The organism is Reichenbachiella agariperforans (assembly GCF_900142205.1).
Lineage (GTDB): Bacteria > Bacteroidota > Bacteroidia > Cytophagales > Cyclobacteriaceae > Reichenbachiella > Reichenbachiella agariperforans.
In genome coordinates this window covers 54,937-79,257 of record NZ_FRAA01000008.1, presented here as the reverse complement: position 1 = coordinate 79,257, position 24,321 = coordinate 54,937, and the positions used below count along the sequence as shown (strand labels likewise).

The 24,321-nt window shown below is 44.8% G+C and carries 12 protein-coding genes; 7 read left to right on the top strand and 5 right to left on the bottom strand.

What is annotated here, in order from left to right; genetic code table 11:
• Positions 1–14 precede the first annotated feature (14 nt).
• On the bottom strand, positions 15–2,087 hold the full coding sequence (locus BUB99_RS17150) for a helix-hairpin-helix domain-containing protein (RefSeq protein ID WP_073124586.1): 2,073 nt from the start codon (positions 2,085–2,087) through the stop codon (positions 15–17).
• On the bottom strand, positions 2,084–2,908 hold the full coding sequence (locus tag BUB99_RS17145; protein WP_073124584.1) for a PorV/PorQ family protein: 825 nt from the start codon (positions 2,906–2,908) through the stop codon (positions 2,084–2,086). Before BUB99_RS17145 ends, BUB99_RS17150 begins: the two co-directional genes overlap by 4 nt.
• 85 nt (positions 2,909–2,993) lie before the next feature.
• Between BUB99_RS17145 and BUB99_RS17140 the strand changes: the two genes are divergently transcribed.
• Entirely contained in the window at positions 2,994–3,194 is a 201-nt protein-coding gene (locus BUB99_RS17140) for a hypothetical protein (RefSeq protein ID WP_073124582.1), read from the top strand.
• A gap of 4 nt (positions 3,195–3,198) precedes the next feature.
• Here the strand turns inward: BUB99_RS17140 and BUB99_RS17135 are convergent, their stop codons facing one another.
• A complete protein-coding gene (locus BUB99_RS17135; protein ID WP_073124580.1) occupies positions 3,199–3,606 on the bottom strand; it encodes a gamma-glutamylcyclotransferase family protein in 408 nt (135 codons plus the stop codon).
• Positions 3,607–3,716: 110 nt separating this feature from the next.
• On the opposite strand from BUB99_RS17135, the gene BUB99_RS17130 reads away from it, so the two are divergent.
• The 3 genes from BUB99_RS17130 to BUB99_RS17120 all read left to right on the top strand — a co-directional run bounded on the left by BUB99_RS17130 (position 3,717) and on the right by BUB99_RS17120 (position 6,700).
• Positions 3,717–4,268, top strand: coding sequence for a hypothetical protein (locus BUB99_RS17130; protein ID WP_073124578.1), 552 nt, complete (start codon positions 3,717–3,719; stop codon positions 4,266–4,268).
• Positions 4,269–4,382: 114 nt separating this feature from the next.
• Positions 4,383–5,924: an SDR family NAD(P)-dependent oxidoreductase gene (locus tag BUB99_RS17125; RefSeq protein WP_073124577.1), complete on the top strand. Its 1,542-nt coding sequence runs from the start codon at positions 4,383–4,385 to the stop codon at positions 5,922–5,924.
• The gene (locus BUB99_RS17120) at positions 5,924–6,700 is read left to right on the top strand and encodes a tRNA pseudouridine synthase A (RefSeq protein WP_073124575.1); all 777 of its coding nucleotides are present in this window, start codon (positions 5,924–5,926) and stop codon (positions 6,698–6,700) included. The genes BUB99_RS17125 and BUB99_RS17120 overlap by 1 nt, the downstream gene beginning before the upstream one ends.
• Before the next feature lie 128 nt (positions 6,701–6,828).
• On the opposite strand, the gene BUB99_RS17115 is transcribed toward BUB99_RS17120, so the two are convergent.
• Positions 6,829–7,872, bottom strand: a complete 1,044-nt coding sequence (locus BUB99_RS17115; protein ID WP_073124574.1) for a Gfo/Idh/MocA family oxidoreductase — start codon at positions 7,870–7,872, stop codon at positions 6,829–6,831.
• A 125-nt stretch (positions 7,873–7,997) separates the two neighbouring features.
• Positions 7,998–12,572 carry an InlB B-repeat-containing protein gene (locus BUB99_RS17110; protein WP_073124572.1) on the bottom strand — a complete coding sequence of 1,525 codons (4,575 nt, stop codon included), beginning with the start codon at positions 12,570–12,572 and terminating at the stop codon, positions 7,998–8,000.
• A 1,087-nt stretch (positions 12,573–13,659) separates the two neighbouring features.
• Between BUB99_RS17110 and BUB99_RS17105 the strand changes: the two genes are divergently transcribed.
• The 3 genes from BUB99_RS17105 to BUB99_RS17095 all read left to right on the top strand — a co-directional run bounded on the left by BUB99_RS17105 (position 13,660) and on the right by BUB99_RS17095 (position 24,317).
• On the top strand, positions 13,660–16,146 hold the full coding sequence (locus tag BUB99_RS17105) for a glycoside hydrolase family 95 protein (protein ID WP_073124570.1): 2,487 nt from the start codon (positions 13,660–13,662) through the stop codon (positions 16,144–16,146).
• A 78-nt stretch (positions 16,147–16,224) separates the two neighbouring features.
• Complete coding sequence (locus tag BUB99_RS17100; protein ID WP_073124732.1) at positions 16,225–20,256, top strand: hybrid sensor histidine kinase/response regulator transcription factor; 4,032 nt, start codon at positions 16,225–16,227, stop codon at positions 20,254–20,256.
• A 1,001-nt stretch (positions 20,257–21,257) separates the two neighbouring features.
• Complete coding sequence (locus tag BUB99_RS17095) at positions 21,258–24,317, top strand: SusC/RagA family TonB-linked outer membrane protein (RefSeq protein ID WP_221407525.1); 3,060 nt, start codon at positions 21,258–21,260, stop codon at positions 24,315–24,317.
• The last annotated feature ends 4 nt before the right edge of the window (positions 24,318–24,321 follow it).

Below are 24,321 nucleotides of genomic sequence, written 5' to 3'. Positions count from 1 at the left end.
GAGAGGCAGCCTTTTTATATTTTGTAGCGGATTTGAAATTTGATTTCAGATTTGATATGCCCGCTGATTTGTTCGTTGCTGGCACCTATGGATTCAGTTTTGGTGTCGTAGTGGTACCGCCCATATTTAGCCCATAGCGTTATTTTTTTGTGAGGACGATATTGTACGAGAATGTAGCTACGCGTACCCAAGCCTGAGTAGGCGGGAATGGAAAAGGCATAAAGTAGATCTCTTTCATAGACGTACTGTCGGTTTTCATAGTCTTCGGTATCGAATACCGCAAAACGTGTACTGATTTTGAATCGCGCTATTTTGATATTGACATCCTGAATGATGGAAATGCCTTCCGTTTTGTTTCCAGCCAAATTATAGGTGCTGTATTGAACTCTAGACTTGAGACCGAGATAGGTGTTGACATTGAAATCTAGGTTGGCAGCTAATGAGCGTTTAAGTCCTGCCGCTAGTTTTTTGAGCTGGGTTTCTTGTGTGATCGTCAGTTCTTTGGACTGCTGACGATACTGTAGATAGAGGTTGATTTTTCGGTTAGGAGAGTGTTGTGCTTTGACGAGGTATTCATAACCTGTACTAGGTGCTTCGGCTCGATATCTGAGCCATGGAAAATGGAACCTGTCGTAGAATGCAGAAAAAGTCCAGCGTTTGGATGGTGACAGATGGATGCCCCAGTACATACCAGTTTCGTTGATGGTGCGAGAGCTTTCACCAAAAGCATTGCCGTAGAAGGCATGGTAGTTTCTGTCATAGTGGCGATAGACGAAGCTCATGGAGAGTATGGGGGACAGGCTGCTCATCAATCCAGCGACATAGGCTTTTCCGCCAGATTTGGATAGAGCAGCTTCTCCGAACAGGAGCATGTTGTGCCAGTTGTAGTTCGCAAATACGCCCAAGTTATAGTTTTGCTGCCCCTTGAACTCGTGCTGGTTGTAGTTGGTAGGTGACTTGATCAAAGGGACGGAATACTGATTGTTGATGTAGGTGATTCCTCCTTGAAAATTCTTGTTGCCGATATCATTGTAGGTTAGATTGATCCCAAAGGTTTGCTCAGTGATTTGGTGACGTTTGTACCTTTCTGTATGGGTGCGGTGAAAACCTGTCTCTTGTATGCTCGACACGTATTCTTCATAGCTTTCTAGATCACCAGCAGGTTGAATACCTGCGTCTTTTCGCGTATGCGAGTAGAATGGACTGATATCGATGTGTTTGGCTAATGTGTACGTAAAGGCTGCACCTCTCATGAAACCAGACTCGAGTACAGAGCTGTACGGACGAATGCCTGAGTTGCCACGCTTGACAGTGGTAATGGTTTCAGCACCTTTGCCAGGGTTGAACCCTGCTCCGAGTATTAGCCCTTGCCCGAATTGCATCTGGTAGTCTCCCAAACTGATTTTTTTGAAGTTGCCTTTATTCTCTAGAAACAGGTGAAAGGAATAGTAATCAAACCCATACTGCTTTTGTTTATGATCCCAAATTATCTGTTCTCCAGCATCTTTTTCGAAGGTGAATCCGAGACTAAAATCTTTGGTATGTCGTGTCAAAAAACGTCCATAGATTTTGTATGGAGAACCGAGATACCTTCCAGAATCTTGGCGGATATAGCCTTTTTTGTTTTCCAGCGTCCTTTCGGTTCGTAGCAGGAGGTAGGTATTTTCTTCTTTTGCAATGCGTTGTATGAGATTTCCTTGTGTCGCATAGTCTCCTTTGGATCGGACGGTAATGAATGGACGTAGCTGGTCGATGGTTTGGGTGTCAAAATCATCTATGACCTGAAGTTCATAGATGGAGAGTAGTGGGCCATGGTGTGCGATGTAATCTGTGAGGTTGTTGATCTGGCGAATATTGAGTTGATAGAGGCTGTTCAATTCTGATTTGGTGGTGTTGTTGAGGTTGATAGGGTTGAGGTAGAGTTGATAGAGAGACTCGTAGAGATCGTCATAGTTGATGTCTTGATCGGGAACCTGAAACATATCTTCTACGAAAGTCTGTATATCGATCTCTGGCCGTTCGGGTTCTTGTGCCCAGACTGTAAGTGACAATCCCAATATCCATATCGTAGCAACGACTCGCTTCATTCTTTGCGTCTGATTTGGTAGGTGAAGGAGACTTGGTGGATGTTTCCTAGGTCAGGATGAATCCCAAAGGAATAGTCTGCTTTGAGGTGTTTGATATGAAAACCTAATCCGAAATTGCTGATAAAAGGTTCTGTTCGAAAACCCATGCGTAGGGCTAGCACTTTGATGATTTGGTATTCTAGACCTGTTCTTAGTGTGACAGGGTCGTCTAGGTTTTTCTCTACTTCGGCATTGAGCATGATGCTTTCATTGGGACGATAGCTTAGTCCTGTTTTCAGGTATGTCGGAACTAGTTCTTCTGTAGCGGTGGACAGTTCGGCTTGGTTGATGTTCGATATGTGCGCACCAAAATAGAGTTGTTCGCTGATCTTAGCTTTGCCTCCAAAGTCGATCATCATTTGGCTGCTGGTACCGCCATCTTCCACATAGTATTGAAAGTAGCTCATGTTGAGCCCGAGACTCACCAGCCCGAGTTGATAGCTGTAGCCGAGGTTGACGCGTTGTTCGTTTAGCAGGTCTCCTCCATAGCGATAGATACCTAAACCCAAAGTGCCGTTCCAGAGGGGGACAGTTGCTCCTATGGCGATGGTGGATAGTTCTGACAGGCCATATTGGTTTCTATAGGTGCCGAAGACAGATAGATTTTTGACTTCAGCTAGAGCACCTATGTTATTGAAGAGTGCCCATTCGTCAGTGATCGTGACACTAGCACCTGCTAGCGAAGTAGAACGTGCACCTATAGAGTAGTCCCCATTTTGAGCCAGAGTAGACACAGATAGGCATAGCAAGAGTAGCAGGATGAGCGGTTGGTTGGTTTTCATCAATATCTAATTTAGACTATATTCTCTTCTATTTCAAGGCTTAAAGTTTAGATATTTCACAATCTTTGCCGAGAATTACGAGTATATGAGCATAGCACTGAGTAACCTACGTACCCACAAATCTTACGTCTTGACTAATTATGGAGAGAAATTTGAGTTCTCAGTACAGGAGATTATGCCGTATGATGAATTTTTGCTCAAGGATGTCAATACCCTCGAAACTTACTACATGTCAGAGCTTATAGGTAGAGGGAAAGGGAAGGATTTTAGTATCTGGGAGCGGTAGGTTTTTAACCTGAGAATCTGCCACTAACGACCCACTCCTCTTCTAATACGGGTCGTAGATAGATATATGCCCAACAGTCTATCAATCCATGTGTTGTATAGATTGGAATTGAAACCCGTTCATAGTCGTTTTCTTGTGTAGGAGGGTGAGTTATCCCCTCATATTCATCTAGAGATTGTAGCACGTGAGCAATTTGGTTGGTTAGTTCATAGACTTGGCCATACACTTTATGTGATTGATCTATGGAGCGCTTAAGTCCTGGGTAAAAGTCTATTTTATAAATTTTTCCTTGAGCATAGCCTTCTGACACAAAACGTGAATTGCTTCGGAGTAGTGTGGCATAGGGGTTGTCATAAGTTTGCATCAATGTGCCGTAGACGAATAGGTAACAGGGGGAGCTAGGCTGAGTCATAGCGGTAAGCATTATAGTCCAGTATCAAAATTAATCAGGATTTTCGGATTTGATTAATTTGATTATTTTAGCTGTTTAGGAGTAGAAAAACCAATCAAAAAACAGAAACAATGGAGGTAAGAGGATCGGTCTTGATTAGTATAGACGAATTCATGAAAAGTGAACATGTAAGCCAATACGATGCATGGAAAAAACAACTTTCAAAGAATACGCTGCAACTACTGGATAAAGTAGGTCCGCAAAAGTGGTGTCCAGTGGAGGATGGGGTGATAGATCCAACGGTGCAGCTGTGCAAACTGTGTTATGATGATCCTAAAAAAGGAGCGTGGGAATCTGGACGATATAGCGCTAAAGTCTCACTTTCGGGTGTGTATAAAATATTTGTACTGGTGAGTACGCCTGCTTTTATGCTTAAGCGATCGAGTCGCGTGATGACGACTTTTTATAATCCCACTAACATTGAAGTGAAGAATACCACGGACAAATCTATGCTGTTGCACTTGACCGAACTGCCTGTCAACAACGAACTGCTTGAATACCGCATAGGTGGATGGATGGAAAAGGCACTGGAGATCTGTGGTTGTAAAAATCTACAATTTAATATCACGAGCTCATTGTCCAAAGGAGACAAATTCACGGCCTACGATATCAGTTGGGATTGATCGCAATTGCTCTTGTTGAAAATATAGACTTGAGAGGGAAGTTAGTTTTGTAGATACATTACATTTTATTTATCCCTGAACTCCCACTAGTTTTGCGCTCGGAAAAATAAAACTATGGCTGAGTCAGACAAGGAAATAGATAAGGAAGAGCTGGAGCGTTCGATCAAGATGCTCGAGACATTGAGTGAGCGAGGAGAGCTACTGGATGCCTTGCCAGAGGCATTGCGCGTAGATTTGCTCAAAGCTGCAGGCAAACTGTCCCGCCCTGATCGCAACGAATATCGTCTGAGAAAGAAACAAGCCAAGAAAGAAAAGCGCAAGCAGGTCGTAACCAACGACCGAAAAGCCAGGGCTCTATCAGGTATTCGCTCTGCACGGGAGACGCCAGTGTTTGAGGCGCCCAAACAACTGCTCTTGCAGAATATCCCTGCGACAGATGATCGGGTCTTGTCCTCTCCGCGCAATTGCTACGTCTGCAAGAAGGAATATACTAAGCTCCACCATTTCTATGATGCGATGTGTGAGGAGTGTGGGGATCTCAACTACATGAAGCGCTTCCAACGTGCCGATATGACAGGGCAGGTGGTGCTGATCACGGGATCACGACTGAAAATCGGTTACCACATCTGTCTGATGATGCTGCGTTCTGGCGCTACGGTGATCGCGACGACTCGCTTTCCTGTGGATTCGGCCAACCGATTTGCTAGGGAAGAGGACTACCACGACTGGAAGGAGAGGCTGCATATCCACGGGCTGGACTTGCGTCATATTCCTAGTGTAGAATTGTTCGCGAGCTACGTCGAGCAGAATTTTGACCGATTGGATGTCATTATCAACAATGCCGCGCAGACGGTACGACGACCGCCAGGGTTCTATAGCCATATGATGGAGAAGGAATTGCTGCCCTACGAACAACAGTCTAAAGAAGCTCAAGTGCTACTCAAAGATCATCATGCCTGCGTGCGGGATTTGACGGATTATGGCAAGGCGTTGGAAAACAACGATGGTGCCATGCCAGTGACTTGGCATGGACAGGAGCCCGGTGTAGGGATCCGTGCCTCAGCAAAGTTGTCACAGATACCGTACCGTTTTGACAATTCGCTCGAAGCAGCAGAGATATTCCCAGAAGGGGAACTGGATGCTGACCTCCAACAGGTCGATCTTCGCAAGACCAATAGCTGGCGCTTGCGACTAGGAGAGGTACAGACCGCCGAGATGCTCGAAGTACAGCTCGTCAATTCGGTAGCGCCTTTCGTACTGATCAATAACCTCATTGGCCTGATGCGCAAAGACTACACTGGACAAAAGCACATCATCAATGTCTCGGCGATGGAGGGTAAGTTTCATCGATTCAAGAAAGAAGATAGACACCCGCATACCAACATGGCCAAGGCAGCACTCAACATGATGACACATACGTCGGCGAGTGATTTCGCGAAAGATGGTATCTATATGAATGCTGTGGATACGGGTTGGGTGACCGATGAGGATCCTGTCGAGCTGGCGAAGAAGAAAGAAGAACTGCATGACTTTCAACCACCGCTAGATATCGTCGATGGTGCAGCACGTGTGGTGGATCCCTTGCTCGACGGTATCAACTCTGGCAAGCACTGGTGTGGCAAGTTTCTCAAGGATTATTTTCCGATTGACTGGTGATGCAGGGTCAACGCTACTACTACTTGATCGAACTCCAATATCTGGGGTTTCGCTACCATGGCTTCCAAAAGCAACCCAACGTCAAAACGGTGCAGTTGGTGCTAGAGAGGACGCTCAACTATGTCCTTGGACACAAAGATCACAAAGTCCTACCCTCTGGACGTACCGATGCGATGGTGTCTGCCAACCAAGCTTATATAGAGCTGTTTGTCAAGGAAGAACTCGACGAGCAAGTATTTCTCAAAGACTTCAATCATAACCTGCCATCTGATGTACGCGCGATGAGTATCGAACAGGTCGATGCGAAGTTCAATGTGATCCTCAATCCGAAGATCAAGGAGTACCTGTACTTGTTTTCTTTTGGAGAAAAGAACCATCCTTTTGCTGCGCCTTATATCTGCCACATCAATGATCACCTAGACATTGAGCAGATGAAAAAGGGGGCACAGTTGTTTCAGGGACGTCACAACTTCCAAAACTATGTCTACAAACCCTCTGAGATGACCGTGCTAGAGCGAGAGGTGGTGCAGTGCGAATTAGTCAACAACGACATCTATACCGCGAGTTTCTTTCCAAAGCAGAGCTATATGCTGCGTGTATGTGGCCCTGGTTTTATGCGTCATCAGGTGCGGCTGATGGCGGGTGCACTGATCAATCTGGGACGAGGTGTCCATACGATGGAGGAGTTGGAATTATCATTGACACAAAAACGAGAAGAACCCTTTACATTCATTGCACCAGCTTCTGGTTTGATATTGAATTCAATCAAGTTTTAATCGAAGGGCGAAAGTCTGTCTGTTCTGTAGACAGGCTCCTGAATTGCGTGATTCAGGTTAAAGACTTGTTATTTCATATCCGTCCGAAAGAGAATGCCTGCGATAGGTTTTGTGACAGAACGAAGTAATCACAAGTTGACCCTGATTCCTTTTTCATTGCTTTGGATGGCAGCTTCTATAATACGCAAGACGTCTAGTGCCTGCTCAGGTTTTACGATCAAAGGCTCTGTGCCATGGATGGCTGCTGCGATATTGTCATAATATGCGCTGTAGTTGCCAGGCAGTGACTCGATTCTGCCAGAGAAGTGAAGGTCATTGATGTCTGTATTGAGTTTGCCCCACTGCTTTTTGGGTTCGATTCCCCACGCTGAATCATTTGGTGATTTACCAGCTTTGAGATCATCTTCCTGTACGTCCATCCCCCATTTGAGGAATGATCCGAGTGTTCCATGGAGCGTATATCTAGGACCTTCCTCACGCACGAGGTAGCTGGCTTTGAGTGTAACGGAGAGCCCGTCGTATTTCAGGTTGAGCGTGTAGTAGTCGTCTGCTTTGCCATTGCTGCGTTGGATGCCAATTTCCGCAAAGACACTTTGGGGTGTCCCGAACAAATCATAAGCCTGGTCTGCCATGTGTGCACCGAGGTTGTAGAGGATTTCAGCTCCTGTGAGGGATTCTTCCTTCCACGTGTCAGATTTGAGGAAATTTCGGTAGCGGTCAAAGTGTGATTCGAAGCTGACGAGTCGTCCGAGCATTTCGTTTTGTACTACTTTTTTTACCGTGAGGTAGTCACTATCCCATCGCCTGTTTTGGAATACGCTAAGGATGCGTTTTTTCACTTTGGAAAGTGAAATAAGTTCTTCTGCTTCATGACTGTGTATGGTGAAAGGCTTTTCTACCACGACGTGTTTGCCAGCCAATAGGGCTTGTTTGCAAAAGTCAAAGTGTGTGGTGTCAGGCGTATTGACGATCACGAGTTCGATTGCAGGATCAGCGAGTAGTGCTTCGTAGCTTGTGACAATGTTGATGTCGGGATAGATGTCTTTGGAGCCTTTAGGGCTTCTTTCTACTATGGTGTGTAGATCAAAAGATGTGTTGGCTTGTAGGAGTGGGGCGTGAAATACGAGACCTGACATGCCAAAAGAAGCGATACCTGTTTTGATTTTTTCCATGGGCGTAAAGGTATAAAAAAGCTGTCTCAGTTAAGTATCTCACTACAGGTGTAAAATGTCTTACCGAGACAGCTTGAGTTTTGTGGAGCTCAAAAATCAGTTAAGGCTTTTTGAACTCATCTAATTTAGTTTTTCACTATCATTTTTGCGTACGTGCTGCGGCTAGTTTGTACTTGCATTACATAGCTACCTTGTGCTAGGTGGCTGATATTTAGTACGGAACTAGCGGACTGAGCTGCCATGTTGATTACTTCCATGCCCATTAGGTTGACGATACGGATTCTTTCGTCTCCACGAAAGTCTGGAATGTTGACCGTGATTTGGTGTGAAGCAGGGTTAGGGTAGACTTGTAGGTCGAACTCCTCCCCGAGATCAGTTGACAATGCTCTGGCACTGCTGTTGCATGAAACCGCTGTAGGGTTGACTCCAGTGATTTCTACATAGTCGATATTAACCAGTCCATTAGATCCGGTAGCTTCTAACCTAAGTGCTCCCACACCCATGTTGACAGTCGTGCTCACTGATATAGTCTGCCAAGTAGTCCAACTACCTGTCGATGTGAAATTAATGTTGCTCACCACTGTAGAACCATTCACGGATAGTTGTGCAGGACGATTAGAGGTACTAGCATATCTGAAGACAAAGGTATAGGTGCTGGTTGATCCAAAGTCTACGTTCCAGTCTATGCCCTTGCCTGTAACATTGTCTGTATTGGCAAAGCCGGCACCTGTAAACCCTCCATTGTTGGAGTCTACGCTGCCTTCCACCTCACAAAAACCAGTACCACCTTCTTGTATCGTGATGGTTGTATTGGTTCCGATTTGAGAGAAGTTGGCTGTGATATGTTTGTCTCCATCCATCACTACAGTCGCTGTAGTGCCTGTATAGCCACCACTCCAGTTGTTAAATTGCCACCCGCTAGCAGGAGTGGCAGTCATAGAGACTGATGTACCCGCAGTGAATGTGCCGTTGGCTGGACTCACTGATCCTTGTCCATTGATGGTAGTAGTCAAAGTGTAAACGGGATCTTCTGTGCTGCTTCCCAGCTCTATAGCGCCGATATCTAAAGTTCCATTGCCTGATACTCCAGGAGCAGAACAACCCGCATCTACCAATGAACTAGATGATTTCAAATTTAAAAAGCCATTGCCTGTAGGGTTTGCATATGATCCTGGAGATAATGTCTCGAAATCACTACTAGAGACTGATATTGTCCAGTTGGTATCTGTGTCGTCAAATGCATTGCAGCCTGTAGGTGCATCTCCGACGATTCGATCCGTATGGTTTCCGTCTAATGAGATACAGTTTCGGAAAGTGTGCGATGCATTGTCTCTCGTATGATAGTTGTAGTCTCCATTGTCATAAGATGTCAAATTGTAAAACTTGATATTTCCTATGTTTCCGTTATCGGTGAAGCCATGCTTGCCATTGCTATAGGCGATACATCTTCTTAGTTCGTGGTTGACTTGATGCGCTGACGAACCTAGCTTGAAACCGTTTTTATCTCCACCTCCGGAGGTATTTCCATCTGTCAGGGTACCGTTGTGGTGAGCGATACAGTCTTCGAACAAAATCACTCCGATAGGGCCAGTTTCTGATTTGGTATATAAATCCCAACCATCATCGATGTTGTGATGAGAGACACATCTACGGAAGATATTGCCAGTTCCTGAGGTTAATTTAGCTGCAAACCCGTCTGCATCTTCGCTATCACTGTCCGCATTGTCAAAGGCTTCACAATCAACGATCAGATTATTAGAAGGCCATTCGCTGATTTGATCAGCATCGGTATTGTATCTGCTGAGTTGCAGACCTGTGTCATGATTTTTTCTAAAGACACAATGCTCTATGGTGTTGTTGTTGCCAGATAGTAACATGCCATTGTCTCCTGCTTTTTCTATCGTCACACCTTTCCAGTGCCAGTAGTCACCATCTTGGACAATGCCTCGGTTAGAGGATACTTCTATGTCATCGAAGCTTAGTACAGGTACTTCGTTTTGATAGGCAAAGACATGAATGTTGTTGCCAGCAGTACCGTTTTTCTGAATCACAATGGATGAAGCGGTCATCACGTGCGTTCCTCCTCTGAGATAGATATATCCCCCTGCCGATACAGATGCGATGGCTTTTTGGAGGGTTTTGAATGGACTGGAGATAGTTCCAGCGTTGGAGTCATTTCCGTTGGTCGCTACATAGTAACCGTCACCAGTCTCTTCACTCTCTTCTGTAAAGGTTGCCGTGATGTTTTTGTCACTATTGACAGTGACTGATAGCGGGTTGCTATTGCCTGATCCATCACCACTCCATCCACTGAAGTAGTAGCCATTACTTGCTGATGCAGTCAAGGAAATGTTCGTTCCGTCTGCGAAAGTACCATCGCCAGAAACTGTACCTTGTCCAACTACTGACGTGCTGACTGTGTATGTGATATTAGAGGTGATAGGCGTAAAAGTAGCCGTGATCGACTTGTCAGCATTCATTGTGACGGTAGCTGTAGTGCCTGTATAGCCACCACTCCAACTATCAAACTCCCACCCACTATCTGGTGTAGCAGTTAGTGCTACGGTACTTCCTGCTTCGAAGTTTCCATTGGCTGGACTGACTGATCCTTGGCCATTGATGGTAGTGGTCAAGCTGTAGTATGTCGTGCCACCACCTGCATAGACTAGGCTCATGTAGTAAAGGTTGGCTGTATTGTCTTTGGTGAGGGTGTGGCTGCCACTAGCGAGTGTTACAGTTAAGACACCAGAAGATACACTTTGGCTCGTACCGTCTATCTTGAAATCTCCATTGAAAGTGTCGTTGAATACGAGTGTCAAGGTAGCTTCTTCTGTAGTCGTAAATGATATAGAAGTGCTAGACTCTATTTTTAAACACTGCGTCAGTGTCAATCCTCCATAGTTTACAGTTCCTTTAGAATCCGAAAGATTGCCCGAGATGCTATAAAATGAACTACTCGTGCCAGAAGTGGTGAAGTTATGGTCATAGTCTCCTGGATCAACGGGGTCAGTTGGTTCTTCTGGATCAGTTGGATCTTCAGGGTCTTCTGGATCCTCTGGGTCGATGATAGGTCCACCATTTTCCCCTTGAATTCCTTGAAGGTTAGTGTTGTAGCCTGATAGTGCTGATTTGAGCGCTGTATTCACCGCATAAGACGTGTCATCTACTGAGTTGTCAAAAGTAAAGTTAAAGTCTCCACCATTCATACGTCCTGCATATTGCATAACGGTAGTTTTGGCTGCCTCAGGTGTTTGGGCAGTATAGGTGTACATGATAGAAGTCGTGTTGAAGTTGTTGTGGGTGTTGCCACCTTCTGATGACTGTACCGAACTTGGCATGTCATCTGTGATATTATTCACGACATACGCATCAAAATCAACGGTCGAGTTTGGATAGTTGGGATCTCCGTAAGGAACAAAGCGTTTGTGTCCTACCATATAATTGTTAGCTGCTTTGATACTACCGCCATCCTCACTGGAGAAAGTAGCCATATCTCCTGCGTCATTTTGACCAGCATCCTCATCAAAGATGTCAGAGCCTTGCATAGAGGTTAGGATTGGATACTTACAGTTCCTAAAATAGTTGCCTTCTACGACGACCGAAGAACCTTTGGTTGACCCAACCCCATATTTGGAGTTTCCGTCATAGTAGTTGTTGTAGACATGTACGCTGTGATTTCTAATTCGTGGGTGGCGGCTGTCAGAGTGGTCATACCAGTTGTGATGGTAGGAGAGGTATTCAGGGTCTTCTGTGCCGTTACCTAATAGGTTTGATTTTCCAGTATCCCAAAAGTGGTTGTAAGAAAAGGTTACATATCCAGATCTCTTACTGTCTAGTGCACCGTCACCTTTGGCCTGATCTGAGTCTCCGCCAGCGTCACCATAGAAGAAGTCTACGTGATGCACCCAAACGTAGAAGTTGTTTTGCTGTAGACCAATATTGTCACCTTCACCGCTATTGCAGTTCATGGTGCCAATGTTTCGAAGCTCGATGTTATTGGCATTTTTGAGTCGAATACCCCAGCCATCTGCTGTAGCATCGTCACCTATTCCTTCTAGGGTTATGTAACCAGCATCGTTGTTTTTGTTTTCAATAACGATGTCTCCGTTGAGCATGTAGTCAAAGTCGGTAATTTGCCCTACCATTCGTATGATCAATGGTCTGTTGTCTTTGCCTTTCTTGAAACCTTCTAGGATGGTTTGTAACCCTACACAAGGGTTGCTAGTGGCACCTTCGACATCCAAGGAAATGGTGTTTTTGGTCTCCTCGGTGATGTACAAAATCACAGCACCGCTTTTGGGAGTCCCGTCAGCCTTGTAGGCTCCTGGTACTCTGCCGTTGTGAAATGCAAAACCCGTTCGGTCGTGCGCTAGTACTGAGAACGAACTGGATACTGCTCCTGACCCTTCTGATCCCGAAACAACAGGTGTTACTTTGATTGTGTAAGATCCCGCTTTGAGACCAGGAATGTCAGCACGCATATAACTACCATAGCTACGAATCAGCTGGTCGTCGATCTTTTGGTTGGTCACACCTCCACCGCTGTAGTAGACGTTGTAGCTTTCCGCACTGGATACAGGTAGCCACTTGACAGTAGCTGTTTCTAGCCATCCTTCAGCGCTTTGCAGCGTGATGGATTGGGCATAAGTGATGTAGGACAATAGCAGTGCTATTATCATTACAGGTAATCCTTTTTTCATAATAGTATTTAGTTTAATAGTAATAAATGAGGACAGTCAATCCTCTTGTCTTTCATAGTCTTTGAGAGGTATCGGTATGGACATAGTGATCCTGCCATCGTACCTGTCATGGTGATGTATTTTCAGTTGAACCTTATTGATTTTAGAAGCTAATGAAGGCTCTTTTGGTATTGATGCGTAGCATCGGTGTTTTTTTTTATCGCTTTAGCTAGCGCGGATGTAGGTGTTGAGTTCGCCTATTGCGCTTGATAGAGGATGTCCTCGGGGTTAATACATGTGGGTTCATATAAGATATATGTTTGGTTTCTTCTACTAATAGTTGTTAGCATGACAGTTAGCGGTTTGTAGGGTTCCTTTTGAACCTTCTTCCGTTAATTATTGAAACCGAATGCACTTCTACTTCTCTTTGCTACCTCACTAGGCACACAGTGTTATTGTTAGAGGTGAATTGAAAAATTATCTTAATGATTGGTCATGTTTAGGTAGGTGTCTATGCACCACCTGTCCTATAAGAAATTAGTCTCTTCACTTGTCATGCTATGAAAACCAAGGTAGAATTTCCTACCAAATTAGACATATCAATAATCGTCATTTACTATGCAATTATTGATAATCAGTAGGTTATATGAGTGTTTGAGCCTGTTTTTGATTTTGTCCTGTTTTATATTCTTAAAATTATATCTAAACATCAGATGTCTTACAGTAATGGGAGAGAGAGCGAGAAGCAGTAGAATTTTATATTGACTAAATAATTTTTATCTGAATAATACTTTCTCTCGGAGAAGAAAAAGGCCGGCAATTTATATTGTCGGCCCCAATAGTAATTAGTCAACTTAATCAATCATTTCTTTAATATGATTAGCGATCATTGACAGAGATCTGCTTAGTTCTCGAGTATGCAGTTTTAGAAAAGTATATCTGTTGTTTTGAAACTGCCATTAAATCTAATAAATCCTGTGATAAAAACATTTATTACCTAAGCAGTATTCATTTATTATCCATCAAAAATTGAGACATCTTGTAAATTGCGAATTGAATATGCATGTTTGGTTGCATTGGAATATGGTAAAGGACTTGATTAGTTAGAATGAAAATTACGAATTTATTGCTGTTGGCGGTGTTAGCTATTTTTTGTGCTTTTTCGTGTGAGGAGGATACAAAACTGACCGACAAACTCTCACACGTACTACATTATTCCAAGCCTGCGGACAAATGGACAGATGCTTTGCCTATAGGTAACGGTAGTTTTGGCGCCATGATCTATGGCAACCCATGGAGTGATACGATCAAACTGAACCACGACACCTTTTGGCGTGGAGGTCCCTCAGATTGGAACAATCCCGAAGCGAAGCAATATTTCCCTCAAGTCAAACAAGCCCTCAAGCAAGGAGAGCATGACCTTGCGGATAGTCTAGTACGCTACATGCAGGGCAAAGATACTGAGCCTTACCAGCCTTTAGCTGATTTGGTGATTCACTATGCTAAAGACAAGGTCACAGGCTATCAACGATCCTTAGATATTCAGAATGCACTGTATAGCCAAACCTATATGAAGGACGGGAGTTTGATGACCAGTAGAGCGATTGCTAGTTTTCCGCATGATGTCATCGCGTATGAGTTGAAAAGCGAAAAGGAGGGGGGTATATCCTTTGAGGCTGTATTGTCTAGCATAGTATTGAATAGGGTATTTGTAGAGGATGAAATCCTAAAAATTCGCTGCAAGGCTTGGAATGATAGCTCATGGGATAGAGAAGGGATGGAAGCCGAGGTATGGCTGAAAGTGATACATAAAGGCGGTGTATTGAGTTTTACAGATCATTCGGTACAGCTGGAAGGTGCGGATGAAGCCTTGCTGCTTCTTAGTTGTGGTACGAGTTTCAATGGTCGTTTTAAGTCGCCGGGATATGATGGAGTTGATCCAGCGCAGTTGGCCAAGGAGGACATGGATGGTGCGTCGGTTTTCAGTTTTGATGAATTGAATGCTGTACATGTCGCGGACTATCGTCGCATCTATGACCGTGTTCAGCTAGATGTTGCCCAGTCGGACTCGCTCAGTGTTAAGGACACTGATGAGCGTATAGATGCTTTTGCACAGTCGCAAGACCAAACCATGGTCGAGCTTTTGTTTAATTATGGTAGGTACTTGCTGTTGTCTTCTTCTCGTGAAGGTGGGCAGCCAGCCCATCTACAGGGGATTTGGTCAAAGTATATCTATCCACCTTGGCGTTCCAATTATACCATTAATATCAATACGGAGATGAATTACTGGCCAGCGGAGGTCACTAATATGACCGAGACCACAGCGCCATTGCTGTCATTTATTCATGATCTTGCAAAAAATGGAGAGAAGACCGCCGAACAAAACTATGGTCTAGATGGCTGGGTGGCGCATCACAACTCTGACCTGTGGGCACACACAGGGCCAGTAGCAGGTGATCCGATGTGGGCCAATTGGACGATGGGAGGTGCTTGGCTCATGTCTCATGTATTTGAGCATTATTACTATACAGGAGACAAGGCTTTTTTGAAATCTTACCTGCAAGAGATCAAAGGGGTAGCACAGTTTGTGATGGGGATGCTCGAACGAAACGGTGGGGGCTATCTAGAGCCTGCGATGGGTACTTCGCCAGAAAATCAATTTTACAGCACAACTGGCAAAGAAGTCAGCTTGACCAATGGCACTGCTATGGATATTACACTGACTCGTGAAATACTCGTGCGGTGTAGAGAAAGTCTAAAACTATTAGATCCTACGAATTCATTCATTAAGAAATTGGACAATACGATTGCGCAGTTGCGTCCGCTGAAGATAGGAAGCGATGGTACACTATTAGAATGGGACAAACCCTATCAGGAGAAAGATCCACATCACAGGCATGTATCGCACCTCTATGGTCTACACCCAGGCAATCAAATTAATCGCTGGGATACACCAGAGCTTTTTGAGGCATGTAAGCAATCTCTGATCAAGCGTGGAGATGAAGCGACGGGTTGGTCGATGGGATGGAAAATCAACCTATGGGCTAGACTGCTGGACGGAGATCATGCGCTCAAAATAATGAACAATCTCATCAAAACGGCTGATATCGAAGGGGAGAAATGGGACAGGCCAGGCCTGTATGGCAACCTGTTCGATGCGCACCCACCGTTTCAGATAGATGGCAATTTTGGTTTTACGGCTGGGGTAGCCGAGATGCTGATGCAGTCGCACACAGGTGCTATTCATGTATTGCCTGCCTTGCCTGCTGCTTGGCCACAGGGCAGTGTCAGCGGACTAAAAGCCCGTGGAGGGTTTGAAGTGGATTTGGTTTGGTCTGAAGGAAAGATCGAATCAGGAAAGATAAAGGCAAATCTAACAGGAGACTGTCAACTGCGCAGCGAATGGCCTTTGACCATGGAGGGAGCGAAGCGTGTCAAGACAGCCAATGACAACCCTTTGATGGTGACCATCAATCCCGCCAAACCTATTTTTATAGATGATTCTGATCTCAACGTAGTAGATGAAAAGAACTACTATGTGTACGAATGGCAGGCCGAAGCAGGAGAGGTCTATGCTTTTAGTGCCTCCGAATAATGATGAGTAACCTATATTGCGTATTCTTCAAAAGATGGATATTTTGACCCAGTCTAATAGATGAAGTACGCAGAGCAGATGATGAGAATTATAACTTTCTTGGTAATATGGTTAGTTCCTATGACTGCTGTAGCACAGTGGGAACAGGAACTTTCGTTCGAGCAGGTTAGTACGGAGCAAGGGTTGTCTTATAGTCAGGTCAACTGTGTGCTAGAAGACCGTTATGGTTTTATGTGGATTGGGACTGTATCTGGACTCAATCGTTATGACGGCTATCGCTTTGAAAATTTTTATCACAATCAGGAAGATCCTTATTCCCTCCCTAGCAATGCCATCATCTGGCTAGCCAATGGGCCTGATAGTACGGTATGGATCAGCTGTGGGGAAGGGTTGGCTATATATGATCCTGTCACTGACCATTTTGTCGATACCAGACCATGGTTGGATCGACTGGGTGTGGAAAGTGTGGATATATCTAAAGTTCACCATACACCAGGTCAAATTTGGTTTCTGCTTAACGGCAGGAGTTTGGTTCGCTATACTGAGGCTGATGATCAACTGGTGGAGCTGTCTGCATCGCCCTCTAGCTTGATCGAGTTGACGTCAGACAGTATTTCCGACATTAACTCTGATCAGAATGGCAATCTCTGGGTGATGTACAGTAGCGGCCGCATCGATGTGATAGATACTGAGATAGATAAAGTGACTCGAAAATTTGATTTGAGTAAACATACGCTCAGTAATGATTTCTCTCATTTTTTTATAGATAGAGATGATGATTTGTGGATTTATTCTGCAGGAGGAGCATTGGGGCTTTTGTATTTCAATACCACCGATGGGAAGCTAATAGAACTGAACGAGAAGATTCTTAGTAGCAATATCGTGCGCCAGGTTGTTCAAGATGAAAAGGGGTATATATGGATAGGGACGGATCATGGAGGAATCACTCTGGTCAATAAGTCCGACTGGACAACCAAGCGGTATAAGTATCAGGCTAACAATCCTGCAAGTTTAGGAAATAACAGTATCACGACGCTATATAGGAGTAGTCAAGGGATAATCTGGATAGGGAAAAGCCGAAAAGGGCTAAGTTACTTTAACGAAAATGCTGGAAAGTTTATACACTTTAAATACCCAAGCGATGACCTAGCCTACAATGATATACTGAGTCTAGCAGAAGATCAATCTGGTGATATTTGGTTAGGAACCAATGGTCAGGGGTTGATGGTTTTTGATCCCGAAACCAAAAAAATAGAACCCGCCAATGTCCTACGTTCGGATCAGTCGGCTAAACTGCCAGATGTGATAGTGAGTCTATACTATGGTAGTGATGAGTCGCTGTGGATTGGGACTTTTACCAAAGGACTGTACCGATACAAAAATGGGCGTTTGACTAACTATCGAGTTCAGAGCGGCAATGGGATATCCGATGATAATGTATGGAGTATATATGAGGGGTCTACTGGAGAATTGTGGCTAGGGACTTTGCTCAGTGGTATGGATCGTATGGATCCTACTACAGAAGAGTTCAAGAATTATAACATAGCGTCTGGGCTACCTGTCAACTACATAACCAGCATCACGGAAGACAAACAAAATCGTTTATGGATAGCTTCTGGACTGGGATTGAGTGTGTTGGATAAAGAAAACGAAGTATTCAAGAACTATGCATTATCCGATACAGTACCCCACGCTATCAGTAGCAACTCCGTCGTATGCCTGCTCTATGATAGCCACGGTGAGATATGGGTGGGCACACTAAATGGGCTGAATAGATACCTCCCTGAGGAGGATGGTTTTGAAGTCTACACGACAGAAGATGGTTTAGCTTCTGATATTATCATGTCGATTGTCGAAGATGACGAAGGAGGGCTCTGGGTAGGGACAGATCATGGTATTTCTAAAATTGAGCGAAGTAGCGATGGCATTGATGTGCAAAGCTATAGCGAGTCAGATGGGCTGCAAGGGAACTACTACAACGAAAGGGCCGCGATCAAGACGCAGGAGGGAATGTTGGCTTTTGGAGGACAAAATGGACTCAATGTTTTCGATCCCAAAAAGATCATCATCAATGACCGAGCACCTTTATTGGTTTTTACTGGATTTTCTCTCAATAGTCAATTGATCAAACCAACGCGTTTAGTAGAGGGAGATACACTTTTGTCCAAGAACTTGAATGAATTGGATCAAATCGATTTGAACTACGACCAAAACTCATTTGGTTTTGAGTTTGCAGCGCTAACATTTGACCAAGCGGGGGGTAATAACTATGAATATAAACTTGAGGGATTTGATGAGGAGTGGATGAGGGTGTCTGCGGATATTCGACGGGCTAACTATACCAATATCAATCCAGGAATCTATACTTTCAAAGTACGAGCATCCAATAGTCACAACGTATGGAGTGAGGACGATCTCGGTATGAAAGTGGTGATTCATCCACCGTTTTGGCGGACAGGATGGGCGTATGGAGTTTATATTTTGGTCTTGGTTGTCCTGCTGTATTTTACACGACGTGTGATTGTGGAGCGAGAGAGAGAAAAGGCTAAACTAGAGAACGAGCGTCTCGATGCGCAGCGTTTGCATGAACTCGATCTGATGAAACTCAAGTTTTTTACGAACATCAGTCACGAATTTCGTACACCCATATCGCTGGTATTGACTCCTATCGAACGGATGATCAAGAACCCTACCAACATACGGGAGGCGGATTTTCATGTGATTCAGCGCAATGCCAAGCGTCTCTTGACGCTGGTCAATCAGTTGTTGGACTTTAGGAAAATGGAGGCCAATCAGCACACCTTACATTATTCCTCTGGAGATTTGGTCAAGTTTGTGCAGGATGTCATCGATTCGTTTTCGGACCTATCCAAAGAAAACGAAATTCATTTGAGTTTTGAGAGTGACTTGCCACAGTTTTATTGCTCTTTCGACAAGGACAAGATGGACAAGATTCTGTTCAACCTCTTGTCCAATGCCTTCAAATTCACGCTAGAGGGGGGCAAGATAGTCGTGGCATTGGAGCAAAATGACAAAGGACATATCGTGGTGTCTGTGGCGGATACGGGGATTGGGATTCCGCTCGACAAGCAGGAAGCGGTGTTTGAGCGCTTCATCCAGAGTGAAATCAAACCCAATATGATCAACAGTGGCACAGGGATAGGTCTATCGATCACCAAGGAATTTGTGGAGTTGCATGGAGGGACGATCAGTGTCGAGAGCGAAAAGGATCACGGGAGTACTTTCTTCGTGGAGTTTCCATTCAAGCAATTGGATCAGGCACGGATAGAATCAGAGGAGGAAGAGAATCAGCCAAGAGAAAAAACGAAGCATGTAGAAGAGGAGTTTGAGGACAAGAAGAAACCACATGTTTTTTTGGTAGAGGACAATGCCGACTTTAGATTTTACATCAAAGACAACTTGAAGCAGCACTTCAATGTTTCTGAGTCGTTCAACGGCAAAGAGGCCTGGAAGTCCATCGTGACCCAGCACCCAGATATGGTCATCTCGGATGTGATGATGCCTGTGATGAATGGTCTTGACCTGTGCAAGAAGATCAAGAATGACCCACGTACTGCCAATATTCCGGTTATTCTCCTGACGGCCCAAACATCAGAAGAGCATAAGATCCAAGGTTTGGAAGCCGGTGCGATAGAATGTATCTCTAAGCCAGTCAATTTTGAGATATTGGTGAGTACGATCAGTAGTGCACTCAAATTTCAGAAGCGGGTCAATGAATCGAGTCAAAGGCTCACGGCCGAGCCGGACAAAATCGAAGTAGTGTCGCGCGATGAAAAACTGGTCAAGGATGCGCTAGAACTTGTAGAGAAAAACATGTCCAATTCTGAGTTTGGCGTGGAAGAACTAAGCCACGAACTGGGTTTCAGTCGAGGATACTTGTACCAGAAGATGCTCAAGATCACAGGTGAGACTCCTATGGATTTTATCCGAAACATCCGTATCAAGCGAGCCGCCGAACTCCTGAGCAAAAGCCAAATGACGGTATCTGAGGTTGCCTATGCCGTAGGGTACAACAACCCGAAGCTATTTAGCCGATACTTCAAGTCTGTCTATAAGAAGTACCCTTCGCAGTACACTGCCGAGGATTAACATATAGTCGCATGAGAAAGCTAGCGCTGTGATAATGTGACTACTGCGGCAAAGAGATGTCTTGCAAAGCACTCTAGGTATTGGATGGATTTTGATAAGTGCACTAAGACAAAATGTCACCTTTTTCTGAGTTTGTTCGATCGATCGGTCGAGGACTAGTTGTGTGAGGCTGGGATTGCATTGAGTCATGCTAGGGTTTTGTCGAAAACGCCGTTTGTGGCGAATGGAGTGGGTTTTTGAAGGCTCTTTTCAAACACGTGTGTTCAGCGCTTGAAACACCTGTGTTTGGCGCGTCAAACACAGGTGTTTGGATGGTCAATCACCTGTGTTTCAAGAGCCGTTCACCTGATGTCTTTTTACTCCCCACTTTTGGTGTTCAATTTTGACTCGTAGAACAAAAAAACACGAGACTTTTTGCTCTCCCACCTGTTGCAAAACTGTCATCTTGTCCGAAGTAGTGCTCTGCTGGTTTCTGATCTTGTTTTCCGTCAAATCCCCCTAGCCCCCTTTCTCCAAAGGGGAATATGGTTTGGTGTAGGGAGAGTTGTGCTTGTGGGAGGTTTTACTGGCAAAGCAGTCACTCACAGCAGCGGTCTACTCTCACCACCGCCGCAATCCCCCTTTAAGAGGGACATAGTGCGATGAATTATCCATTCACTCACTCTTCATCTGACTATATCTCTGTACCTGAGGAGACTATAGGGGTAGTATTTGTTTACCTCTTAGTGAACATTCGTTACCCTATCGGTGAAATAAATCGATTCAAACTGCGCTATAACAGGCTTTTATAAGGGGGATGACATTTTTGACCCTAGACGGATGCAAAGCATATACTATCTCGAAATGATGATCCACTAATATTGAAAAACCAATTTATGAAAGTGAATCGGTCAACATGATTTTCAATAAATAAAAGAAAGACTATGCTAAAAAATTACAAGCTTAAAGCAATTTGTTTGTGCCTTTTTGCGGTGATGTTTTTGGGTTCGAGCGCTAGCTTGATGGCTCAGAGTCAAATCGTGAAAGGGGTAGTTAGTTCCGGGTCGGATGGTGAGCCATTACCGGGAGTGACAGTGCTTCTCAAAGGCACTTCTACAGGTACCGTGACTGACCTGGATGGTAACTATAGTGTCAATGTGGGCGGAACGACAGATCCAGTGTTGGTATATTCCTTTATCGGTTTTGTCAAGAAAGAGACGGTTGTAGGGGGGCGTTCGGTATTGGATGTTTCATTAGACGAGGATGTGACGGCTCTAGACGAGGTAGTAGTTGTCGGATATGGTGTCCAGCAAAAGAAACTGGTCACTGGAGCGACTGGACAAGTCAAAGGAGATAAACTAACCAACCTGAGTAGTACCGATGCATTGAATGCCATGCAAGGTCAAGTGGCAGGGGTCAATATCGCTGCGACATCTGGACAGCCAGGAGAATCCATGAAAGTAACCATTCGTGGGGTGGGTACGATTGGCAATTCTGGCCCGCTCTACATCGTAGATGGGATACAAACGGGAGACATCTCTTACCTCAACAACTCTGACATAGCCAGTATCGATGTGTTGAAGGATGCTGCATCTGCCGCGATCTATGGTTCGCAAGCAGCCAATGGGGTAGTACTGATTACCACCAAAACGGGTAAGGCTGGAAAAGCACAGTGGACTTTCGATAGCTACTATGGCATCCAAGAGCCAGCCAATCAAATCCGCATGCTCAACAGCCAAGAATATGCAACCATCATGAACGAGGCAGCCATCAACTCTGGCAAGGTGCCTTATTTTAGTTCTGATTCGATTGCCAACATGGGCAGCGGTACCGACTGGATCGATGAGATGATCTATAACAATGCCATCACGCAAAACTATGCCTTGGGTGTATCGGGAGGAAATGAGACCTCTACGTATTCTATGTCTGGTGCGTACACAGGACAAGAGGGGATCATCGGCGGACCGGACGTGTCTAGTTATGAGCGGTTCTCTTTTAGAGTCAATAGTGATCACAAGTTCTTCAAGGATATTGTGACGGTGGGACAACACTTGACTTTCTCATACATGAAAAAGAATGGTATCTCGGTGGGCAACCAGTACAACAACTCCATGAGAGCAGCCTACAATACGAGCCCATTCTTGCCGATGTATGATGACAATGGCGATTACCTCAACAACTCGACGAGTTCGATGTATCAGGGACAAGCGTGGGACCCATGGTTTCCTGGAGAGAGCAACCCGTACGCATCGATGATGCTCAACAACCAAAATGACAACAACAACCAAAAGATGCTCGGAGACTTCTATGTCGAGATTGAGCCTATCGAGGGGTTGAAATTGAGAAGTAGATTTGGGTACGACTACTACGCTTCTGAAGATAGGTCATATAGTCCAGAGTACGAACTGTCCATCTATGCGCAGCGAACGTATGACGCAGCTTCTCAGAGTATGAGCAAAGGATTGGCCTTGACATGGGACAATACCCTTTCTTATGATTTTGAAGTAGGTGAACATGCCGTAACCGTCATGGGAGGTACCTATGCATGGATCAACAACGGGACTTGGATGAATGTGTCCAACTCTGGGCTGACGATTTCGGATTTGGATCATGCCTATATAGACAACACGACGAATACCGATTTGACGAGATTGTCGTATGGCGGTGCGCCAAACGATGAAGACAAACTACAGTCTTATTTTGGTAGGTTATCCTATGCATACAAGGACAAGTATCTTTTGAACGCCACGTTCAGAGCGGATGGTTCTTCCAAGTTTGCCAAAGACAACCGATGGGGGTATTTCCCTTCTGTGTCGGCAGGCTGGGTACTGTCAGAGGAGAGTTTTTGGACTCCAGTGGAAAACATGGTGAGCTTCATGAAATTGAGAGCGAGCTGGGGACAGGTAGGTAACCAGAATATCGATGCTTTCCAGTTCTTGGCTCCTGTGGATATCGGGCAAGCCAACTACTACTTTGGATCAGCTGATTTTGATGCAGCGGGCAACAGCGTAGGGGCTTATCCATCTAGACTATCCAATACCAATTTGAAATGGGAAGTGTCAGAGCAAATGGATTTTGGGTTTGATGCTTATTTATTGGACACTAGACTGGAAGTCAACTTGGACTGGTACAAGAAGACGACCAAGGATTGGTTGCTCGTCAAACCAGTATATGCGACAGCAGGTGCCGACGCACCTTTCTTCAATGGTGGTAATGTGACCAACCAAGGTCTCGAATTGGCTTTGACATGGAGTGATCAGATCGGAGAGGTCAATTATTTTATCTCTGCCAATGGAGCTAAAAACAAGAACGAAGTGTCTGAGGTCCCTACCGATGACGGGATCGTACATGGTTTGACCAATATGCTCTATGACAATGCAACAGAATTTTACAGAAGAGCAGAGAGTGGATACCCTATAGGATACTTCTGGGGCTATGAAACGGATGGTGTTTTCCAAAACGAAGGTGATGTGACCGCTCATACCAACAGTGAAGGTCAAATCATCCAGCCCAATGCAAAGCCAGGCGATTTGATCTACAAAGACCTCAACGATGACGGCAAAATTGATGACGCTGACAAAGACATGGTGGGCGATCCAAATCCGGATTTTACCTATAGCTTGTCTTTGGGTTTTGATTACAAAGGCTTTGACTTCTCTGTATTGGCGTATGGAGTAGCAGGCAATCAAATTGTACAATCTTACCGCAACCATGCGAATGGCTACTCCAACTATACCAAAGCGATCTTGGATAGATGGCATGGAGAAGGGACGTCTAATTCGACTCCACGTGTGACCGAGTCCAATGTCAACTACCAGTTCTCAGATGTTTTCGTCCAAAATGGGGATTTCCTTCGACTCAACAACATCACTTTAGGTTATGACTTTGCAAAACTCATCGACAACCCTGCCATAGGCAAACTGAGATTGTACGCTTCAGTATTGAATGCCTACACTTTCACAGCTTATGACGGCATGGATCCAGAAGTTGGGTATGGATTGGAAAACGGTTCGTCCGGTGTGGATTTAGGGTATTACCCAAGACCGAGAACATACTTGTTGGGCTTGAACTTTAACTTTTAATCTG